Origin of the sequence: Nonomuraea sp. NPDC026600, from assembly GCF_040638335.1 — a bacterium.
Classification (GTDB): Bacteria; Actinomycetota; Actinomycetes; order Streptosporangiales; family Streptosporangiaceae; genus Nonomuraea.
This window is the reverse complement of sequence record NZ_JBEZYD010000047.1, coordinates 43,198-61,430: the sequence shown is the minus strand read 5'-3', so window position 1 is coordinate 61,430 and position 18,233 is coordinate 43,198. Positions and strand designations below refer to the sequence as shown.

Sequence of the window (18,233 nt, the reverse complement as noted above, 5' to 3'; positions counted from 1 at the left end):
CTATTCGGCACCCGCCATTCCGCCTCGCGAGCCGGGAATCGCCCCGTCCCGAAGGCTTGACCGAGAGGGAAATGATCACCTCCAGTGGCATGATGCGGGAATGGACAACGCTCTCGTCGTTCCCGAACTCCCGGCTGGCGAGAAATTCGTGCTTCGCCCATGGCGGCTGGATGATGTCGCGGTGGTGCGAGAGGCTTCCGAAGACGCGTACATCCCTCTGATCACCGGCGTACCGCCGAATTACTCAGACGCGGAGGGCGCCGCCTTCATCCGACGTCAGTGGAGTAAGGCCATCGACAGAGTCGGCTACTCCTTCGCGATCGCGATCGCCGGAGACGACCGAGCCGTGGGCCAGATCGGGTTGTGGCCAGGCCCTCATGGTCGAGCGTCGGTGGGTTACTGGGTTGCGAAGTCGGCCCGGGGTCAGGGGGTCGCGTGTACTGCCTTGCGGGCGATCTCGTCCTGGGGCCTGGAACGGCTGAGGATTCCCCGGCTGCAGTTACATGTGGAGCCGTGGAACGCACCGTCGTGGAAGGCCGCCGAGCGGGCGGGGTTCGTTCGCGAGGGTCTCTTGCGTAGTTGGCAGGAGGTGGGGGGTGAGCGTCGGGATATGTATCTGTATTCGAAGCTCATCAGCTCTGGGTCGTGAGCTGCATCAGCACACGCCGAACGGAGACGCGGCTCACATCAACAATGCGTCGGCCAATTGCGGCCGAAGCCTTCTCGGGGGAGTTTCGATGCGTGTACTGCTGTCGACAATCGGGTCGCGTGGCGATGTCCAGCCGGTAGTGGCATTGGCGGTGCAGTTGCGGGCCCTCGGCGAGGAAGTCCGCGTGTGCGCGCCCCCTGACTTCCGCGACTGGATCGACGGCCTCGGAATCCCGTTCGTGCCCCTCGGCCCCGAACTGCGTTCGACCGGAAAAGCCAGCCCCACAGCAGCCCCGCCCTCGCCCGAGCAGCGACGTCAGATGGTGGAAGCCACGATCGCCACCCAGTTCGAGACGCTACCGGCGGCCGCCGAAGGCTGCGACGTCATCGTGGCAGGCGGATACCTGGTGATGGCCGCTCGCTCGATGGCCGAGCAGCTGGGAATCCGCTACGTCTTCGCCGGTTACTGCCCCATAGCCCTCCCCTCCTCACACCATGCGCCACCCTTCATGCCGATACGGGGAGACGCACCAGCGGACGGAAAGGCCGACAACCACACGCTCTGGGCTCAGGACGCACAACTTTGGAACGACCTCTGGGGCGCTGCTCTCAACTCCCATCGGGCATCGGCCGGCCTGGCCCCGGTCCCTGACGTCCGAAGCCATATGTTCACCGACCAGCCCTGGCTGGCCGCCGACCCGACGTTGGGGCCCTGGCCTGAGCCCGATGACCCGGATGTGGTTCAGACGGGCGCCTGGATCCTGCCGGACGAGCGTCTGCTTCCTGCGGAGCTGGAGGCATTCCTTGAGGCCGGCGAACCACCCGTCTATTTCGGCTTCGGCAGCATCCGCGCGCCCCATGACCTCGGCAAGACGATGATCGAAACGGCCCGCGCGCTCGGCCGCCGCGCGATCGTCCTCCGCGGCTGGGCCGACCTGGCGCTACTCGATAGCGAACCCGACTGCCTGTCCATCGGAGAGGTCAACCAGCAGGCGCTCTTCCAGCGGGTCGCCGCCGCCGTACACCACGGCGGCGCGGGCACCACCACCGCGGCCGCGCGTGCCGGAGCACCCCAGGTCGCCATCCCCCAGCACTTCGACCAGCACTACTGGGCACAACGAATCAACGACCTCGGAATCGGCACAGCGCACTCGCCCGGCGCACCGACCACCGACTCCCTGACCGAAGCTCTCAGCCGTACTCTCCAGCCGGACGTGGCAGCCCGCGCCCGATCCATCGCCACCGCGGTACGCACCGACGGCGCGAAGGCCGCCGCACAACTATTGTTGGCGGCGGACTCTCAAAACTCATGCTGAAACGAGTTCCTCAGCGAAAAGGATCCGTTGGAGGCGAGGATGCATACCGATCGTTTGATCACGATTCCCTCGCCGAACGAGCACGTGACCCCTGCGCCGAACCGTCCAAGACGGAGTGACCTCAAGGAATAGGCAGGCTTGGATGCGGAGCGCTCGGAACAATCCCACTCATGCTGTTGGTGATGGCCCACCGTTCGTGATCCCGCCAGGCGCCATCGATGAAGAGCAAGTCGGGCGAGTAACCCTCGGATCGGAACCCGTGGCGTTGAACCAGCTTCAGAGAAGCATGGTTGTCGGGCTGGATCTGGGCATCCAGCCGGTGAAGGCGCAAGTGCTCGAACGCATAGCGCAGCACCAGACCGACGCCTTCGAACATGTACCCTCGGCCGGCAGAGGGAGCGAAGGCCGCATAGCCCAGTGAGCCGGACTGGAGCCGCCCCCGGATGATGCTGTTGATGTTGATGTTGCCCGCTACAGCACCGGTGTCACGCACACAGACCAGTAGGCCCTCGGCAGCCAGAGGGTCGTCGAATCGCTCGAAGAATTTGCGGAATTCCAGCGGCGTGCTGGGCAGGGACATCCACGGATGGTGCAGCTCAGCACTGGCACGGACCAACTCGATGAACTCGTCTTGATCGTCGATGGTGAGCCGGCGCAAGGTCACGCGGGAGGAATCTCCCCCAAGGCCGGTCAGCGCCTGCTCGGCTCCTTCGACACTATCGTTCTGATTCACGGCCCACAGGGTAGCCGAGCAGAGACGCTGTCAGTGGCGGCCGCGAACCGGGATGGCGGCCGGCTGCCCGACGCGATCGCCCACAGCCTCAGCGTGATGGCCGTACAGACAGGTGCCGTACGCCGGCGCCTGCGGCATGACCGACCCGACGACAGCCAACTCCGCGTGACCACACTTCCGTGACTCCTCGCGTCGTTTCGTTCTTCGTGGTCGCCGGTTGGTGGCGTTAGTAGACGTAGCGCCGCTGGTAGCCGCTGAAGGGTAGATCGGGCATCCTTGTGTCCCTTATGTCGATGATCGAATGGCGATTTTGATGATTGAGTTTCTGTCCCTGGTGTTGCTATGGATCAGCCCTGTGGTGCTGTTGTTCTTCCTCATCTACTGGGCGGTTCGACTGGCGATCAGACATGAGAAACGGTGGGTGCCGACTCCACGCGATACCGGGCATCAGCGTCGTAGGGCGCGACGCCAGCCGGAATGAGGAGAGCGCCGATAAAGGCGTCTTTGAGGTTATGGGTGACCGCTATTCATGGTGATCGTGGCCCAAGTGGGCATCGAACTCTCCCCAGCGGTGTGAAGTTCGGCGTGCCGTCCCTCTCCTGCGTCGGCGCGCGCGGCTGTTCTGTACCGCTCGAACAGCCGCAGGTCGAGCTCGTCCGCGCCGGTGTGGATGCGGTGGCCGGCGCCAACGCGGCTGATGCGCTCCTTGCCGACCAGGGCCCGCAGCTCGTGTACGTACGCCTGCAAACGTGCGACAGCCGTGCGCGGCGCCCGCTCACCCCAGACCAGAGCGACGAGGAAGTTCGGCTTCGATGAGAAAGCGGTGATCGCGAGTAGTGAATGCGCCCTCGGAACAGATGCGCTCATGGAGAGCACGTAGCGGCCGGTCATAGCGGTTGCGATCGAAGTCGCGAACCTGCCAAGGAACAGCACGTAGCTGAAAGACGACTGCGCCGATGTCGTGAAAGACGTACTCGACCATCTCCTCGCGAGCGTCCAGCACGTGCAGCCCACAGTGGCGGAGACGGTCGACGGCGACGGCCAATGTCCAGCTCTCCGGATCGGTAGGGGGTGGCGCACCCAGGGCGGCGTTCAGGTCCAACCCGTTGCGACTGCCGACTTGCTGCGTAAGCAGTCGGCCATGAGGAACAAGAACTCGGGCGACTTCGGCCGCGTTCAGCGCACCGTGCCTGTTGAGCACAAGGTCGAAAGTGGTCTCGCGCACGGGGATGTGATCGGCGGCACCACCCAATACCGGCACCCTCAACGGCCTCAGCCGCTCGCCGGCGATGGGGATGTTGGGTTGCCATCTCTCCATGGCAACCGTGTAAGGCGGAAGCGGAGACAGGGAGGCCAGGACCTCACCACCACCGGTATCCATGTCAAGCACTCGCCGCGCCGTCGGAAGCAGCGACAAGGTTCGCTCGGTGTACACCCACGACGGATTTCCACCGTTCACTCGGCCGCGCAGCCAGCGAAAGTCCCATCCGCGGACGGACGCCTGGAGGGCTTGCTCAACGAGTACGTCATAGCTCAGCACCTGGTCACGGTATTGAGGATGGGGAACATGGGCTACCCGATTATTCATCGACAGTCCGACCAGGCCGTACGGTTTCCCACCCGCGTCGGCCTTTCGCAGCTGAAGCTGGTTCGAGGCCAGAAACCGGGCGACCCAGCGGGACTCAGCGTCGCGCCCGCCCGCTCAGCTCAGCGGGCTCCGACTGGCCCGTGAGCAGCAGTTGGCACTCGAGCCGTCCGGAGGACGCCGTGGCAGAGCACAGCCGCGAAGCGTCGGCCACCTGTCGCCTCGGCGGCGTCCTCACCACGGGCCTGCACCAGCCGTACGCGGTCGCGCACCTCTGGGGGTTCGGATGCCAGCCTCTGCTCAGCCTTGGCCAGCATCGTCGGGGAGGAGTCGAGAAGGGTCACCTCGTAGCCGGCCCGGGCCAGAGGGAACGACTGATGTCCCGCCCCTCCCCCCACATCCAAGACGGCGCCCGGTGGCTCGGTGAGGTGCTCCATCAGCTGTTGGTGGAGAACGTAAGTACGGACCTGCCCCTTCACTGACGCGTATGCCCCGTCTACGAACTGATCGGCAAGGGAAGCCCAGATGTCATCGCTCATGAGAACCATCCTCACAATGGAAAAACCTCCGAGAACCCCTGAGATCAGGGAACGAGGTCACAAAGCCGATCTCCGCTAGCCCTTGAGGCTCTCCAGGCCGGTTGCGACCAGCAGCGGCGTGAACTCCACGACGCTGTGCGTGGCGACACCGTTGAGGGCATACGGATCAGTGCGGAGAATGGAGTCAAGCTCTTCGACGGGCATCTCCGAGGCGAAATAGACGCCGCCGGTCAAGGGCACCCGGCGCCCAGCCACAAGAAACAGCCGTCGTGAGATGAGGTCGTTCAGCCAGTCGCCGTGGGCCGGCCGCCACCGATCCACTTCATCCAGCGCTGCTGTGTAGGTCACTGTGACAACGAACATGCCCGAATTGTGACAGGTGAGGGACGAGAGAGATCACCGAAGTCGACCTCAAGTGGGCGTAGAGCCGGTGACGGGAGTCGAACCCGGGCTCTCTCCAAATCTTGAGCTTTGAGCTGGGGAAACGCTGACCTGCGAGGGGAGGGATCCGAGTTCTATGATTCCCCGTGAGTCCCTCTCGAGCATTCCTCGATCGGGCAGGCCACGGATGGCTGGCCCACCGACCACCCCCAACCACGAGCGGAGATCAGCCGTATCTCAGAAGCCGGTGGTGATGGCGTAAAACCACCAGCAGGCGAGTAGCGCCATCAAGAGCAGACTGGCGACAAAGATCCCCAATGTGATTCCGAGGAATCTGCCGCCTGGACCCTGAAACCTCAAGAAGGCTCCAACAAGCGCCCCGAGCACGGGTAGTCCGACCAGGATGAGCACCGGAACAAAAAGCTCCCGCAGGCCGAACTCGCTGACCTCGATCACGACGCGGCGAACCGGCATGATCATAAAGATCGCGCTCAGCAAAGCGACGACGGAGGCGAGGGGCCTGTAGCTCTGCCCGTTCGCAAGTAAGGGATTGGCGGTCATAGTAAGTGGATGCTGGCACCGCTGTGGTGCAGCGTCAAGATCAGTGATTAGGCCCTCGCAGCGTGCATCGACTGGCGACCGCAGTCATGGAGATCACGGCACCGCGTCACCAGGGATCGCGACGATGTTGTTCCATCCTCACGTCGTGAGCCGATCGCGGCGGCAGGTCGGGGGGCTCCGGGTCGGATAGGACGAAACGGTCGAAGAGAATGGAACCCACCACGAGGATGGTCACCACGGCAAAAAGAACATACGGCAGTGAATCAGGCAAGAAGATCACCACCGTCAGAGCGACCAGCCCCAGGACCAGAACCGCCACAAAGGCAAGGCCGAGCTTCCACAGTCTTTCCTTCACATATCCTCCCGGTGCCAGTGACTCCGCCCAAGCCGTTGAGCGCTTCCTTGAAGTATTCGTCGGGAACACCCACGGTGGATGAGGTGGCAGGCCCGGCGGCGCCGAGCATCATTTCACTGCGAAGATCGGAAAACAGGGTGCCTGGCTGGCTCTGCTCGACGGTGGGCTCGCCATGGAACGCAACACCCTGAGTTCGACGCACTTGTTCTTTGAGACGCACGTCACATTCGTTCCTGTCACATCTCGCCGAGCTGTCCCGTCTATTCCGGCAGAGATGTTCGACCACCAGCAACGGCAAAGGAACCATCCATGGACGCACGTCTGAACGTCTTCGGCAACCCGACCGCGGGCAAGTTCCTGAAGCACATCATCTCGGCGGACAAGGTGCTCTCGGACTCGACGCTACCGGCGGCGACGCAGGAGCTGGTGAAGCTCCGCGCCAGTCAGATCAACGGCTGCGGCTTCTGCACCGACATGCACACCAAGGACGCCGCGCACGCCGGAGAGACCTCGGTCCGCCTCAACCTGGTCGCGGCCTGGCGGGAGGCCACGGTGTTCACCGACGCCGAACGCGCCGCCCTGGAGCTGACGGAGCAGGGCACCCGCATCGCCGACGCGGCCGGTGGCGTCACGGACGATGCCTGGGCGAACGCCGCCAAGCACTACGACGAGGACCAGCTCGCCGCCCTGGTGTCCCTCATCGCCCTCATCAACGCCTTCAACCGGCTGAACGTCATCATCCAGCAGCCCGCCGGCGACTACCAGCCCGGCCAGTTCGGATAACGAGCAACTCCCGGCCGGGACCGCCGGTGCCGTCTCGTACCAGCAGCAGCACCACACAGGCCAGGATCGGCTTGTCCCGGTCGATGGCGGGGGGATGCTCAGGCTCCTTTGTACCCTGGGTAGCAAGCGCGCCCTCGGGATCATCCCGGAGCCCGGAGCGCCCTCGCCAGAGGCGTGAAGGGGGTCGTCCATGCGCCTGTTGAGGCTCCTTGCGGGCTGGTACTGGCGATTAGATGCGTTCTTGGACGGCGACGTCAGGCCGCATCGCGGTCAGCGGTTCGCTGCGGCCCATCCTGTGCGCCTCGGGCTGATCGTGGGCCCTGCCTTTGGGGCGCTCATGGGCGTCATCGTGTTGATGTGTGCCGCGCTTGGAGCAAAGTACGCCTTCACCCTGTTCTCCCTGCTCTTTTGCCTCGGCGGTGCCGTCGTCATGGGGGTGTTCTTCGTGGGCTTGGGCTACCTCGGGCGCTGGCAGCAACGGCACTACGGGTACTACCCGCATGAGGTCCAGGATGAGCCCGGCAGCCATGCATAGCGGCCCGGACAGTTCTGCCCAGATCCCGCGTTGACCGGCGAGCAGGGATTCGGGTGACGTACCAGGAACAGAAAGCGCACCTCGGGCAGCACTCTGGTCAGCCACAGCAGATCAATGGCGTACTCGTTGTACTTGTCGCCCCACCTCGGCCGGCGGCCGTAGCACTCGAAGATTATCGATCGCGACAAGGCCGTGGCATCCTGATCGCCGTCCGCCACACGCCCGGCCGCCTCTCGCAGGACCTGTTCGGTACGCGCTGACCAGTTCGCCGCACCAGGTCCAGTCGCCGGCTTCCGGCGCATGGCGTGAAGGACCTCCTCCGCTCTGAAATGGCGGCATGCCAGGTCATCCGCCCTCAGCCAGCGTCGAAGCAGGTACGGCAACCGCCCGTTGACCGTGAACAGCCCACCGACGCGCGTAGGCGCTCCCCACGCGGGACAGTCGATGTTCTGGCAGTACGTGCTGCGCGACATTCCGGCGCTGCTCCTCGGCACGCACCGCCGCCTCCGACTGGCCGTGCCCACGGTGATCCTGGGCGGCGCACCGGACCCGGTGATACCGCCGGACCTCCTGCCGGGCGGCGAACGGTACGCCGACGACCTCACGGTCCGGGTGGTCCCGCCGGCGGGTCACCTCCTGCACGAGGAGTGCCCGGAGGTGGTGGCCGAGTCGTTGCGCGCGCTGCAGGCTCGTGTCGGCCGGTCGGCGTAAGCACCGACCGGTCGCGGCGCCTCCGCTCCCAGACGCACATGGACCGGTACACGGCAGACCACAGTGAGGTGATCGTTCGTCGGCGCCAAGGGATCGGTGGACTTAAGGGTCCGCGTCCGCGGACCTGCCGCTCACGATTGCCTCCCGAGCAGAAAGCTCCTGCTCACGTATCGCTGTTGCACCCCTTCAGCGCCACCACGTAGAGCGCCAACTCTTCTGTCGTGACGCTCTCCTCCCCCATGGGAGGCGGCCCCTCCATCACCTTCACGTCCATGTAGGGAGAGAACGTCGCAGTGATCTCAGGGACGGGCTGCTGCACCGTCGCTGGTGCATTCTCAGCGATCCAGGCATCGATCAGCTTGTCCGTATATGACGTCGACATCAGGCAAGACGCTCCGACCGGGGCCGCCGCTGTAATCGTGGGAACTGCGGCCAGGGCCATGCCAGCCACGACTGCGACGCGCCACCCCACTGCTTCCTCCCGGCTCTTCGATTACCGGCCTAGCATGCCCCGTCTAGATCACAGACGCGACAAGGGCTCAGCCGGTCACGCGGGCAATAGTTGTGGCTGTACAGGCTAGGGCTGCCGGAGTCCCACAACCCTGAACACACCTGAAACGCCACCGGAAGCCGGGGTTTCCACCGGGCCGGTCCCGGTTGCCGACGTTCTCCAGTACGTATTCGTCGGAGAGGGGAGTCGGCTGGCCGATGATCACGAGCCCCGTCAGGGAGTGTGAGCCCAGGGGGAAGGGCAGGCGCTTCCGCCGATGCCCCCAGTGGAGGAACAGCGCCTGGCATCGTGCACACGCCGCCACACCGAAGATACGCTCATAGGCCTTCGCCATGAGAGCGGGTGACGGGAATCGAACCCGCGCTGTGAGCACCCCCATGGCATGACGATGAGATTGCTGGGGTGTTCGGGGAACTGCCAGAGTGGCGAAGTGTCTCGACTTGTTCCTGAACTGATCTGCTCCGACATCCAGGCCAGCCTGGCCTTCTACCGCCTGCTGGGCTTCAGGATTCGCTACGAGCGCCCCCAGGAGCGATTCGCTTACCTGGAACGTGGTGGGGCGGACCTGATGCTGGAGCAGCCGTGGAGCCGGGACCGTCTCTACCCGCGCGCGGAACTGGACTACCCCTACGGGCGTGGGATCAACCTCACTGTCGAAGTGGATGACGTAGACCCGATTCACACCACGCTGCTCGCTGCCGGCCACGAGATGTGGCTGCCGTTGGAAGAGCGCTGGTACGAGCGCACCGTCGACTCCGTAGGCGTCCGCCAGTTCGCGGTGCAGGACCCGGACGGCTACCTACTGCGCATCTCTCAGCACCTGGGGACCCGCCCTCGATAACCACCCGCGGCTTCAACTCGGGCGCGCCCTCCCCAGCGGATACGCCGATTCTTGTGCGCCGACAGGTTGTCCAGAATCACGTAGGTCGGGGCGAGGAAGCCCGGAGGGGCCAAGATCAAGACGGGTCGAACCCGCGCTGTCAGCTTGGGAACTGCGAAGATCGCAGCTCGTGAGCGCTGTGAGCTGGGGAGGAAACCGGTTCTGAGCGACCGTGATTGACCCTGCCTAATTGCCGTTAATCGCACGACGACGATCGGGATCATTCAAGCTCAGACAGGCGATTTATCGGCCTGGATGCGTTCCAGGGTCCGTCGTCCCATCCGGCTCATGGCCGGGTTGGTTTCGAGGTAGTACCAGACAAGCCCCATCGCCTGCTCGAATGCCCACGCTTTGCCTCGCTCCCATTCAAGGTCGCCGCACTCGAGGTCCAGGCGGAGCACCTGCCGCGGCCCAGCCTCGAGCAGATGCCAGGCACTCACGAGATCCAGAGCAGGGTCGGCCGGTCCGAAGCCGCCGACGTCGAGAATCCCAGCCAGCCGACCAGCGGACACAAGCACGTTGCCGGGGATGAGATCACCGTGGGTCATCACGTCGCCGTCTTCGCGCGGCAGACTTCGAAGACTTTTCCATATCTGGCGAAGACGCCGAACGTCCAGGAGTTGTTCGCTGCGCTTGAAACAGGTCTCCATCCATACATCGTGTGATCGAAGGTCGCCTCCCCGGCCTTTGCCGGCGAACATGCGGCCATGCGTGTCGATCGTGCGCAGGTCATTGATGAGATCGGCCAGGTCGTGGGCGAATGCGACAGATTCGCCCGGGTCCTCATCGGTGGCCACGACGCCGGGCAGCCAAGTCTGCACCGACCATGGAAGTGGGTATCCCGCGCCGGGTTCACCGAGCGTGACCGGCTCGGGCGTGGGGAACCGCGTGCGACCCGCCAGCTCGCGGGCTGCTTCCGCTTCGGACTCCAGCCAACGCCGCGTTGAGTCGACGTGCCCGGCCTGTAGAGGGAACCGAGCTGCGAAGCGGTCGCCGATGCCGAAGATGGCGTTGACCGTCCCATGGGCAGCGATGCCTGTGATGGGAAGGCTCCGCCACTCAGGGAACTGCTCATCCACCAATGTGCGCACTGTCTCCGGTGACACTGTCAGCTGGTCGGCGTGCATCTTCACGCCGGAAGCGTTCCGCGTCTCAGCCTTCTCCTGCAACGTGTTTTCGGCCCTGTAGGGCGACTTGAGGCTATGCCGCGGGATGATCTTGAGGGATTCCGGTGAATTTAAATCGATGTACACCTCGCCGGGTGCGCTTGAATAATGAGCCGGTGATCGAAAGGTTCAATCCGTCGACGGTTCATGAACCGGCCGGCTACAGCCATGTGACCATCTCCAACGCCGACCGGCTCGTGCACCTGGCCGGCCAGTGTCCGCTCGACCTCTCCGGCGAGGTGGTCGGCGACCCCGGTGACTTCACCGCGCAGACCGAGCAGGTGGTCACGAACTGCCTTGCGGTACTGGCGGCAGCCGGCGCCACCCCCGCCGACGTGGTCCGGTCGGTGATCTACGTGGTGAGCCCGGACAGCGACATCCTCTCCGCGGTGTGGTGGCAGCTCAAGGCATCACCACTGGCTGAAGCCTTCACCACCGCCAGCACATTGCTAGGAGTGACGTCGCTCGGATACCAACGACAACTCATCGAGATCGACCTCACCGCGACACTGTCGGCCTGAACCGATGCCGTCGAACTCCGACCGAACTCCTGCACCACGGCTTCGTGACCGGACCGCCGCTCTGACCAGGATGGCCGGCTACGGCGCCCACGACCCGCTCATGGTCGGCGTACAGCAGGACAACGCACCGCCTGCCTTCCTGACCAGTGGACGGACCACAGCCGGGGAGCCGTTGACTGCCGGCACGATCGTCTACACCGCATCGCTGTCCAAACAGATTACGGCCGCCTGCGCGGCTCTACTCGTGCAACAGGGTCGGCTGGACACCGAATCAACTTTGGCGCAGTGGATGCCCGAGCTCCCCACGTGGGCGGGCACCGTGCGCCTGCGCCATCTGATCTCCCACACGAGCGGCCTGCCCGAGGTCGTCGAATTCGACGATCTCCATCGCGCGAAGCTCGACCGCACCACCGCCGGCGTCATCCACGCACTTGTCCGGCTCGACCACCTCGTCAGTACACCGGGGACCGAATACCGCTACTGCAACGCCGGCTACGTCTGCCTGGCCGTCATCATCGAACGCGCGGCGAGCCGGCCGCTGTCCGACTTCGCCCGCGAGCACGTGTTCGCCCCGCTCGGGATGGCCAACAGCCGGTACTGGTCCGGCCCGGCCCCGCATCCGCCCGGAGCCGCACCCCTCGACCCGCACTACCCGGCACCGCTGTCCCTCGGCGACGGCGGGGTCTGGTCCACAGCCCCGGACCTCATCCGCTGGAACCAGGCCCTGGAACGCGACGAGCTGGGCGTCTCCGCGCTCCTGCAAGCGCCCGGCCACCTGGACGACGGCACGCAACTCGACTACGCGTGGGCCCTCGGCGTCCGCGAGCACGCAGGCCGGCGGATCTACCGGCACGGCGGTAGCTGGGCCGGGCTGAGCGCGCAACTCGTCCGCCTCGCCGATCAGTGCTCCAGTTTCGTCATCATCGCCCTGGACGACGACGAGGACCGCACGGCCACTTTGGCCCAAGCCATGATCGAGGAACTCACAACCTAGAGTCGTCGCGAATCTCATCAGAGGGCGGTCCGGTAGGTCACGTCCGCGGCAGGAACACCAGCGCCCGATGCCCTCCTCATTTCGCGCTCGGGCAAGGTGCCGACAAGTTGCCCGGGATGAAACTGAGGATGTCTCGCCCGTGATCGTCGATGCCGAGACGGCACGGTGCGTGCGCGTAATCCACCGACTCGAGAAGTGCCAGGACCTGGGCGGCGAACGCGGCACCCGCTTCACGCGGGGTGAAATAGTGTGACCCGCGTGAGCCTGCGTGAGGTGGCCGCCGACCGGTTATCGTGCCTGGTCGCATGGGCCCGGTCAGCCGCACTTGTCGGGAGGATGGGTGGGCGCCCCGCACCCCTCGTCGAAGTGGCCGGCCTGCTGCTCGTGATCCTGCTCTTCTCGTGGCTTCATGCCATCGCCGGGAAGGACGTCGCAGCCGCGACCGCCAACGCTCTGGCCCTGCAATCCATAGAGCGGGCCCTCCACCTGGACATCGAGCTGAGGGCGAACCAGTGGCTGACCGAGCATCCATCCCTCATCCAGTTGGCGGTGTACTACTACCGCCTGTACTACCTCGCGATCATCGGTGTGCTTGTGTGGGTCTACGTCCGGCACGCCGATGTCTACATCAAGGTCCGCCGGACCCTCGTCGCGATGCTGGTCCTCGTGCTACCCGTTTTCTGGGCGCTGCCCATGTCGCCCCCACGGTTCGCCCTACCGGGCGTCGTCGACATAATTGCCGGGCACGACCTCTTGGGCGGCCATGCTTCGCGAGGGATCGAGAACGGCCAGAACCTGTATTCGGCGATGCCCAGCATGCATGTGGGGTGGTCGTTGTGGTGCGCGTATGCCGCATGGTACGCGCTGCGCGCCTCCCACCCACGGCTGGCGCTGCTGTCGTGGATCTTCCCGCTGGGTATGACGGCAGTTGTGCTCATCACGGGGAACCACTACGTCCTCGACATCGCCGGAAGCGCCGTGTTGCTGGCCGTCTCCATCGCTGTCGTATCAGTGTGGGGCCACCTCACCGAGCACCGACGTGCTGGGGGTTGAGCGCCTACGATCTTGCCGTCCGCCACCCACACCAGGTCGATCGCCGCTGAGCCGAACATCCGAACGTTTCCTCGCCCGAGGAGAGACAGGCCGTAAAGCCATGGTCATGGAACGCAACAGGTACCGGCCATCGGCCGCCCGCCGGGCGTCACACTGCTGTCCGCGGCCATCGCCGTGTTCTCCTTCGATCTTGGACTGCGCACTCGAAGGATCACGCGATGGCCGCCTCCCCATGAACGCGAAGGCGATGCGGTTGAGCGGGGTGTGGGGCACTGAGCTGGGCGTACGGCCGGACGGGAGTGACCGTGATCGACCGCCCGTCGCCCTGTCTGATTGCACACGACCAGAGCCCTGACCTCGGAAGGCCATGATCGGTACGCTGCTCGTCATGGGAGACGGTGCGGCATCTCTGCGGCTGGTGGACGTAACGTCGGCGTTAGAGGCGGCTCTCACCGCGCTGAAGGCTGTGGGGGCCGATCCGATGTACCGCGTGGGTGGCACAAGTGCCGCTCTGCTGCAAGGTGTTCATCTTCCTGTCGGAGATGTTGACGTCTTGGTGGCTCGGCGCGAGGACGTGGACACGGTCGCTGCCGCTCTCTCGTCCTTTCCCTGTCTGTATGCGGCATCTTGGTTCCCCGAGAGTTCGCAGTATTTCGCTAGGTACGAGGTGAACGGGGTCCAATTAGAGATCAGCACGGTCGAGCACGAGACCGACTCCGATGAGATGGAGTGCATTGGCCGTGGCCCGTGGCAGCACTACGTCTTGATCACGTGTGGCTCGCATCGTGTTCCTGTGGTGCGCCTGGAACTGCGGTTGGCCACAGAACTCTTGCGTGATCGGTCCGATCGATACGAACCTCTCCTCGACCACATGGCCACGCAGGGGTTCGATGCTGATCTTCTGGATAGGGCCATGGCTGCTCGCGGTCTTTCGGTGGAACGACAGCGCTTGGTTCACGACCGCCTAGCCTCCTCGCCCGACCGGCCCTGATCACCAAAAACCCGGCTGGAGGAGCGTTGCCCCACTTACTGTTCACAGATCACCGTGACGGTGACCTGGACGAGTTGCATCTGCGGATGGAGCCGTCCGCCTCCGGCTATCCGGACGTGGCCGGCTGCGCCGCCGAACTTGCCGACCTGCTCGCCGCCGCGCCCAGCGGACCTCGCGTCCTCACGGTCGGCACCACAGTCCGCCACACGGCCCGCTATCGGGAGGTGATGGATGTTCTTGTCGCGATGCGACCGCCTGTGGAACGACTGTATCTGGGGGACTACACGTACCCAGATAAGTGGGGCGAGGTCATACCTGAGGACCTGGACAAGGACGGTGAGGGTTGGGTGACCGAAATCGAGGTGCCCGATGAGTTCTGGCCGGCTATGCGCACCCTGCGCCACCTGGTGCTCCACGGCGACCGCCTGCGACTCCACGCGATACGGTCTCCGGCCCTGACCCGCCTGGCGATCCGCTGCGACACGATGTCCCCGCGGTGCGTCGCCGACCTCGGCGGTGCCGGCCTTCCCGCACTCGACGCCCTGGAGATCTGGCTCGGCAACTACAACTATCAGTGGAGCGGTGGCATCTTCGGCTCGTATACCGGCACCGCCGCTGACCTGCTGCCTCTTCTCGCGGCCGACGGCTACCCTGCTCTGCGACACCTCAGGTGCTGCGCCGACATCGCCGACGAACTGGTCGAGGCACTCGCCGGGTCCCCCCTGCTGCGCGACCTCGACACGCTCGACCTTTCCGGAGGTGGGCTGACCGACCGCGGAGCCCGATTCATCGCCGCGAATCAGCTGGCCTTCTCGGGCCTCCGGCGACTCGATCTCGACGGCAACATGATCGGTACGACTGGGCAACGTCTTCTCGCGAATACGGTCGAGGTCGCCCACCTTGGCACCCAACGCGAAGAGTTTCACAGCAAGCTCGTCAAACCGCAGCGTGCCCTGCTGTTCGGCTGACACACGGCAGGGCAGTGATCGTGGGGACGATGTAGGTTCCCGGGGCATGCTCGAACTGCATCGGCGTCGCGCGGATGTAAAAGGACGACGAGGACGGCAGAGCGGCGGGGGTCCCATCACCGGACGGCCAACAGGAGTGGGTCCTGTCGGTGGCGGTGACGCAGTTGGGCGGTCGTCCGGTGGTGGTCTCCGGCGGCCGCAACGGTACGGTGCTGGTGTCGGACCTGGCCACCGGCACTCCTGTCGGCAAACTCCTCGACGGTTACCAAGGACCGGTCCGGTCGGTGGCGGTGGGTGGGGCAACTCGACGGCCGCCCGGTGGCGGCGAAGGAGATCACACGGTGGGTACGGGACCTAGCCAGCGGCGAACCGACCGGCAACCGCACTCCCGCCACCTCGGAGCGGCTCACCGCCCTGGAGCTCCAGATCGCCCGCCTGGCCGCCCAGAACCGCGTCGGCCGGCTGTCCCACCGCACCGTGAGCACCCGCCGCGCTACCGCGCGTTCCGCACATTCGGCATCTCCTCGCGCGGCCGGCTCCGAGACGTGCTCCCATGACGCGTGAGGCGTTCGACCTTGCCGTGCGGCGGCTCGCGAGTGACGGCGACCTGCTGTTGGAGCGCACGCTCGTTCTGCTGGGCGAGCTGGCGTCGTACGCGCCGATCCCGTCGGCCGCGCTGGCGGAGTCGGCGCGGCGCAACCTCGACACGGCGGTGCGCACACTGCGATCCGGGCGGGAGCTCGCGCCGGAGGAGCTGCCGGAGTCCGGCATCACCCGTGATCGGGCGCGGCAGGGCGTGCCGATCGAGGACATGCTGTGGGGCTACCGCGCGAACATCGGGGTGATCCAGCGGCGGTTCATCGAGATCGCCTTCGCCGAAGGGGTCGCCCCGGAGTTGACGCTCGACGGCTCGCGGCTGCTGTGGTCGCTGGGCGACGCGTTCACGCACCAGGTCATGCGCTGGTATCAGGAATGGACCGTCGAGCAGGCCCTGCGCGACTCCCATCTGCGCGAGGAGTTCGTCCGCGACCTGCTGACCGGCACGATCGGCCAGGCTGACCTCGGCCGCCGCTGCGCCGCCTATGGGCTGGACGAGTTCGGGCGGTACGCCGCGGTGCGCGCGCGGGGCGAGAGCAGGGGCGGCGTCGAGGAACTGCGGCGCCTGCTCGAACGCGGAGGCAGCGCGCCCGGCAGGCCGGCGCTGATCGCCGTGCTCGGCGGCGACTGCGCCGGAGTCGTGGCGCGCAGGCCCGCGCCCGTGCCGGGGCTGGTGGTCGGCATGGGGGCGCGAGTGCCGCTGGCCCGGCAAGCCGAGTCCTTCCGTACCGCGGGCAACGTGCTGGAAACGGCCACGCGGCTGCGTACCGAGGGGGTGTTCGCCCTGGAGGACCTCTCGTGGCGGGTCGCCGCCGCGAACGCCCCCGAGGTCGGGGCCTACCTGGTGGAGCGGTACCTCGCGCCGCTGCGCGAGCACGGGGAGTTCGGCCGGCAGTTGGAGGTGACGCTGCGCGCCTATCTCGACAACGGGCAGAACATCGCCCGCACCGCGGCCGCCCTCGTCGTGCACGTCAACACGCTGCGCCATCGCCTGAACAGGTTCACCGAGCTCACCGGGGCATCGCTGGCATCCACCGAGGTGATCGTCGAACTGGCGTGGGCCCTGGAGTTCGACGCCCTCGGCTGATTGGACCATCGCACAACCATGGTCGGCGGTTTCGACCTCGACGCCCGATTCGTCGGCGCGCCAGCATGGCTGGTGATCGAAGGAGTTGGTCGAGGTGAGTGAACCCGTGTGGATCGCCGGGGCCGGCATGACGGCGTTCGGCGTCCATCCCGACCGCGGCGTGCGGGATCTGGTACGTGAGGCGGTGACCGGCGCGCTGGACGACGCCGGGTTGACCCTGGGCGAGGTGGAGGCCGCGTTCTACGGCAATACCGCGCAGGGCGCGCTGGAGGGCCAGCTGATGGTGGGCGGCCAGATCGCTCTGCGGGCTCTGGGGACGCGGCGGATTCCGGTGTTCAACGTGGAGAACGCGTGCGCCACCGGGGCGACGGCGTTGCACCTGGCGGTGAACCACGTCCGCGCGGGCGCCGCGGAGGTCGCGCTGGCTGTCGGCGTGGAGCGGATGAACGTCGGCGACCGGACAAGGACCATGAAGGTCTTCGAGGGCGGGTACGACGTGTCGGCGCCGGAGGAACTGGAGCGCGTGCTCGCCGAGCTCGGCGGAGACGTCGACGACTCCTCGGTGGGCCGCCGGAGTGTCTTCATGGACATCTACGCCGCCATGGCCCGCTCCCACATGGCGGCGTTCGGGACCACGCGGCGCCAGATCGCGGCGGTGGCGGCGAAGAACCACCAGCACGCGGTACACAACGAGAAGGCGCACTACCGGGTCGCGATGACCGTGGACGAGGTGCTGGCGGGGCGAGCGCTGTCGTACCCGCTGACGGTACCGATGTGCTCGCCCACCACCGACGGCGCCGCGGCGGCCGTGGTGGTCGGCGGCCGGGCGCTGGCGCGGCTCGGCTCGCGGCGCTCGGTGCGCGTGCTGGCCAGCGTCGTCGGCACGGGCGACACCCGCGCGCTCGGCGACCACGACCGGGCGATCACGAGGCTGCTCGCGCAGCGGGCGTGGGAGCAGTCGGGAGTGGGGCCCGAGGACGTGAACGTGGCCGAGGTGCACGACGCGACGGCGTTCGCGGAGATCGCGCAGACCGAGCTGCTCGGGCTGTGCGCGATGGGAGAGGGCGGCCACGCCGCCGAGTCGGGTGTCACGTCGCTCGGCGGACGCCTGCCGGTCAATCCCTCGGGCGGCCTGGAGTCGAAGGGCCATCCGCTGGGGGCGACCGGGCTCGCGCAGGTGTATGAGCTGGTCACGCAGCTTCGAGGCGAGGCCGGCGCGCGGCAGGTGGCCGGTGCGCGGGTCGCGGTCGCCGAGAACGGCGGCGGGTTCCTCGCCGGAGAAGAAGCGGTCGCCGCGATCACCGTGCTGGGCGGGTGA

Annotated in this window: 23 protein-coding genes; 15 read left to right on the top strand and 8 right to left on the bottom strand. The window is 66.1% G+C overall.

Annotation, left to right across the window (positions count from 1 at the left end):
* The first annotated feature begins 100 nt into the window (after positions 1-100).
* The gene (locus AB0F17_RS57440) at positions 101-649 is read left to right on the top strand and encodes a GNAT family protein (RefSeq protein WP_358043003.1); all 549 of its coding nucleotides are present in this window, start codon (positions 101-103) and stop codon (positions 647-649) included.
* A complete protein-coding gene (locus tag AB0F17_RS57435) occupies positions 597-1,964 on the top strand; it encodes a glycosyltransferase (RefSeq protein ID WP_358043000.1) in 1,368 nt (455 codons plus the stop codon). The genes AB0F17_RS57440 and AB0F17_RS57435 overlap by 53 nt, the downstream gene beginning before the upstream one ends.
* 121 nt (positions 1,965-2,085) lie before the next feature.
* Here AB0F17_RS57435 and AB0F17_RS57430 read toward each other — a convergent pair whose 3' ends face one another.
* Entirely contained in the window at positions 2,086-2,697 is a 612-nt protein-coding gene (locus AB0F17_RS57430) for a GNAT family N-acetyltransferase (RefSeq protein ID WP_358042998.1), read from the bottom strand.
* Between the two features lie 573 nt (positions 2,698-3,270).
* Here AB0F17_RS57430 and AB0F17_RS57425 point away from each other — a divergent pair.
* Positions 3,271-3,513 carry a hypothetical protein gene (locus AB0F17_RS57425; protein ID WP_358042996.1) on the top strand — a complete coding sequence of 81 codons (243 nt, stop codon included), beginning with the start codon at positions 3,271-3,273 and terminating at the stop codon, positions 3,511-3,513.
* Here the strand turns inward: AB0F17_RS57425 and AB0F17_RS57420 are convergent.
* The 5 genes from AB0F17_RS57420 to AB0F17_RS57400 form a co-directional block, all read right to left on the bottom strand.
* Positions 3,473-4,237 carry a methyltransferase domain-containing protein gene (locus AB0F17_RS57420; RefSeq protein ID WP_358042993.1) on the bottom strand — a complete coding sequence of 255 codons (765 nt, stop codon included), beginning with the start codon at positions 4,235-4,237 and terminating at the stop codon, positions 3,473-3,475. The genes AB0F17_RS57425 and AB0F17_RS57420 overlap by 41 nt on opposite strands.
* A gap of 167 nt (positions 4,238-4,404) precedes the next feature.
* Positions 4,405-4,821 carry a methyltransferase domain-containing protein gene (locus AB0F17_RS57415; protein WP_358042990.1) on the bottom strand — a complete coding sequence of 139 codons (417 nt, stop codon included), beginning with the start codon at positions 4,819-4,821 and terminating at the stop codon, positions 4,405-4,407.
* A gap of 75 nt (positions 4,822-4,896) precedes the next feature.
* A complete protein-coding gene (locus tag AB0F17_RS57410) occupies positions 4,897-5,184 on the bottom strand; it encodes a YciI family protein (protein WP_358042987.1) in 288 nt (95 codons plus the stop codon).
* A 255-nt stretch (positions 5,185-5,439) separates the two neighbouring features.
* Positions 5,440-5,763, bottom strand: a complete 324-nt coding sequence (locus tag AB0F17_RS57405; RefSeq protein WP_358042984.1) for a hypothetical protein — start codon at positions 5,761-5,763, stop codon at positions 5,440-5,442.
* A 106-nt stretch (positions 5,764-5,869) separates the two neighbouring features.
* Positions 5,870-6,118 (bottom strand): hypothetical protein, encoded by a 249-nt coding sequence (locus tag AB0F17_RS57400; protein WP_358042981.1) that lies wholly within the window; start codon positions 6,116-6,118, stop codon positions 5,870-5,872.
* Between the two features lie 309 nt (positions 6,119-6,427).
* Between AB0F17_RS57400 and AB0F17_RS57395 the strand changes: the two genes are divergently transcribed.
* The 3 genes from AB0F17_RS57395 (at position 6,428) to AB0F17_RS57385 (ending at position 8,147) form a co-directional block, all read left to right on the top strand.
* Positions 6,428-6,901 carry a carboxymuconolactone decarboxylase family protein gene (locus AB0F17_RS57395; protein WP_358042979.1) on the top strand — a complete coding sequence of 158 codons (474 nt, stop codon included), beginning with the start codon at positions 6,428-6,430 and terminating at the stop codon, positions 6,899-6,901.
* Between the two features lie 190 nt (positions 6,902-7,091).
* Positions 7,092-7,436 (top strand): hypothetical protein, encoded by a 345-nt coding sequence (locus AB0F17_RS57390; protein WP_358042976.1) that lies wholly within the window; start codon positions 7,092-7,094, stop codon positions 7,434-7,436.
* A gap of 444 nt (positions 7,437-7,880) precedes the next feature.
* Entirely contained in the window at positions 7,881-8,147 is a 267-nt protein-coding gene (locus AB0F17_RS57385; protein WP_358042973.1) for a hypothetical protein, read from the top strand.
* 163 nt (positions 8,148-8,310) lie between these two features.
* Here AB0F17_RS57385 and AB0F17_RS57380 read toward each other — a convergent pair whose 3' ends face one another.
* Positions 8,311-8,529: a hypothetical protein gene (locus tag AB0F17_RS57380; RefSeq protein ID WP_358042970.1), complete on the bottom strand. Its 219-nt coding sequence runs from the start codon at positions 8,527-8,529 to the stop codon at positions 8,311-8,313.
* Positions 8,530-9,088: 559 nt separating this feature from the next.
* Here AB0F17_RS57380 and AB0F17_RS57375 point away from each other — a divergent pair.
* Entirely contained in the window at positions 9,089-9,499 is a 411-nt protein-coding gene (locus AB0F17_RS57375) for a VOC family protein (RefSeq protein ID WP_358042967.1), read from the top strand.
* Between the two features lie 269 nt (positions 9,500-9,768).
* Here AB0F17_RS57375 and AB0F17_RS57370 read toward each other — a convergent pair whose 3' ends face one another.
* Positions 9,769-10,791 (bottom strand): aminoglycoside phosphotransferase family protein, encoded by a 1,023-nt coding sequence (locus AB0F17_RS57370; protein ID WP_358042964.1) that lies wholly within the window; start codon positions 10,789-10,791, stop codon positions 9,769-9,771.
* Between the two features lie 29 nt (positions 10,792-10,820).
* On the opposite strand from AB0F17_RS57370, the gene AB0F17_RS57365 reads away from it, so the two are divergent.
* The 8 genes from AB0F17_RS57365 (at position 10,821) to AB0F17_RS57330 (ending at position 18,233) form a co-directional block, all read left to right on the top strand.
* Positions 10,821-11,225: a RidA family protein gene (locus AB0F17_RS57365; RefSeq protein WP_358042961.1), complete on the top strand. Its 405-nt coding sequence runs from the start codon at positions 10,821-10,823 to the stop codon at positions 11,223-11,225.
* Positions 11,226-11,295: 70 nt separating this feature from the next.
* Positions 11,296-12,219: a serine hydrolase domain-containing protein gene (locus tag AB0F17_RS57360; RefSeq protein ID WP_358042958.1), complete on the top strand. Its 924-nt coding sequence runs from the start codon at positions 11,296-11,298 to the stop codon at positions 12,217-12,219.
* A gap of 258 nt (positions 12,220-12,477) precedes the next feature.
* Positions 12,478-13,272 carry a phosphatase PAP2 family protein gene (locus AB0F17_RS57355; protein ID WP_358042955.1) on the top strand — a complete coding sequence of 265 codons (795 nt, stop codon included), beginning with the start codon at positions 12,478-12,480 and terminating at the stop codon, positions 13,270-13,272.
* Between the two features lie 367 nt (positions 13,273-13,639).
* Positions 13,640-14,263 carry a hypothetical protein gene (locus AB0F17_RS57350; protein ID WP_358042953.1) on the top strand — a complete coding sequence of 208 codons (624 nt, stop codon included), beginning with the start codon at positions 13,640-13,642 and terminating at the stop codon, positions 14,261-14,263.
* 26 nt (positions 14,264-14,289) lie between these two features.
* Positions 14,290-15,231 (top strand): hypothetical protein, encoded by a 942-nt coding sequence (locus AB0F17_RS57345; RefSeq protein ID WP_358042950.1) that lies wholly within the window; start codon positions 14,290-14,292, stop codon positions 15,229-15,231.
* Between the two features lie 294 nt (positions 15,232-15,525).
* Complete coding sequence (locus AB0F17_RS57340) at positions 15,526-15,795, top strand: hypothetical protein (protein ID WP_358042947.1); 270 nt, start codon at positions 15,526-15,528, stop codon at positions 15,793-15,795.
* Positions 15,785-16,915, top strand: coding sequence for a helix-turn-helix domain-containing protein (locus AB0F17_RS57335; RefSeq protein ID WP_358042943.1), 1,131 nt, complete (start codon positions 15,785-15,787; stop codon positions 16,913-16,915). Before AB0F17_RS57340 ends, AB0F17_RS57335 begins: the two co-directional genes overlap by 11 nt.
* A 94-nt stretch (positions 16,916-17,009) precedes the next feature.
* Complete coding sequence (locus AB0F17_RS57330; protein ID WP_358042940.1) at positions 17,010-18,233, top strand: thiolase family protein; 1,224 nt, start codon at positions 17,010-17,012, stop codon at positions 18,231-18,233.

What these genes read in the sequence shown, in the direction of transcription:
- AB0F17_RS57410 (WP_358042987.1), bottom strand. Translation starts at nt 5,184, where the DNA reads ATGTTCGTTGTCACAGTGACCTACACAGCAGCGCTGGATGAAGTGGAT.
- AB0F17_RS57395 (WP_358042979.1), top strand. Translation starts at nt 6,428, where the DNA reads ATGGACGCACGTCTGAACGTCTTCGGCAACCCGACCGCGGGCAAGTTC.
- AB0F17_RS57360 (WP_358042958.1), top strand. Translation starts at nt 11,296, where the DNA reads ATGGCCGGCTACGGCGCCCACGACCCGCTCATGGTCGGCGTACAGCAG.
- AB0F17_RS57440 (WP_358043003.1), top strand. Translation starts at nt 101, where the DNA reads ATGGACAACGCTCTCGTCGTTCCCGAACTCCCGGCTGGCGAGAAATTC.
- AB0F17_RS57335 (WP_358042943.1), top strand. Translation starts at nt 15,785, where the DNA reads ATGACGCGTGAGGCGTTCGACCTTGCCGTGCGGCGGCTCGCGAGTGAC.
- AB0F17_RS57380 (WP_358042970.1), bottom strand. Translation starts at nt 8,529, where the DNA reads ATGTCGACGTCATATACGGACAAGCTGATCGATGCCTGGATCGCTGAG.
- AB0F17_RS57385 (WP_358042973.1), top strand. Translation starts at nt 7,881, where the DNA reads ATGTTCTGGCAGTACGTGCTGCGCGACATTCCGGCGCTGCTCCTCGGC.
- AB0F17_RS57350 (WP_358042953.1), top strand. Translation starts at nt 13,640, where the DNA reads ATGATCGGTACGCTGCTCGTCATGGGAGACGGTGCGGCATCTCTGCGG.
- AB0F17_RS57415 (WP_358042990.1), bottom strand. Translation starts at nt 4,821, where the DNA reads ATGAGCGATGACATCTGGGCTTCCCTTGCCGATCAGTTCGTAGACGGG.
- AB0F17_RS57405 (WP_358042984.1), bottom strand. Translation starts at nt 5,763, where the DNA reads ATGACCGCCAATCCCTTACTTGCGAACGGGCAGAGCTACAGGCCCCTC.
- AB0F17_RS57390 (WP_358042976.1), top strand. Translation starts at nt 7,092, where the DNA reads ATGCGCCTGTTGAGGCTCCTTGCGGGCTGGTACTGGCGATTAGATGCG.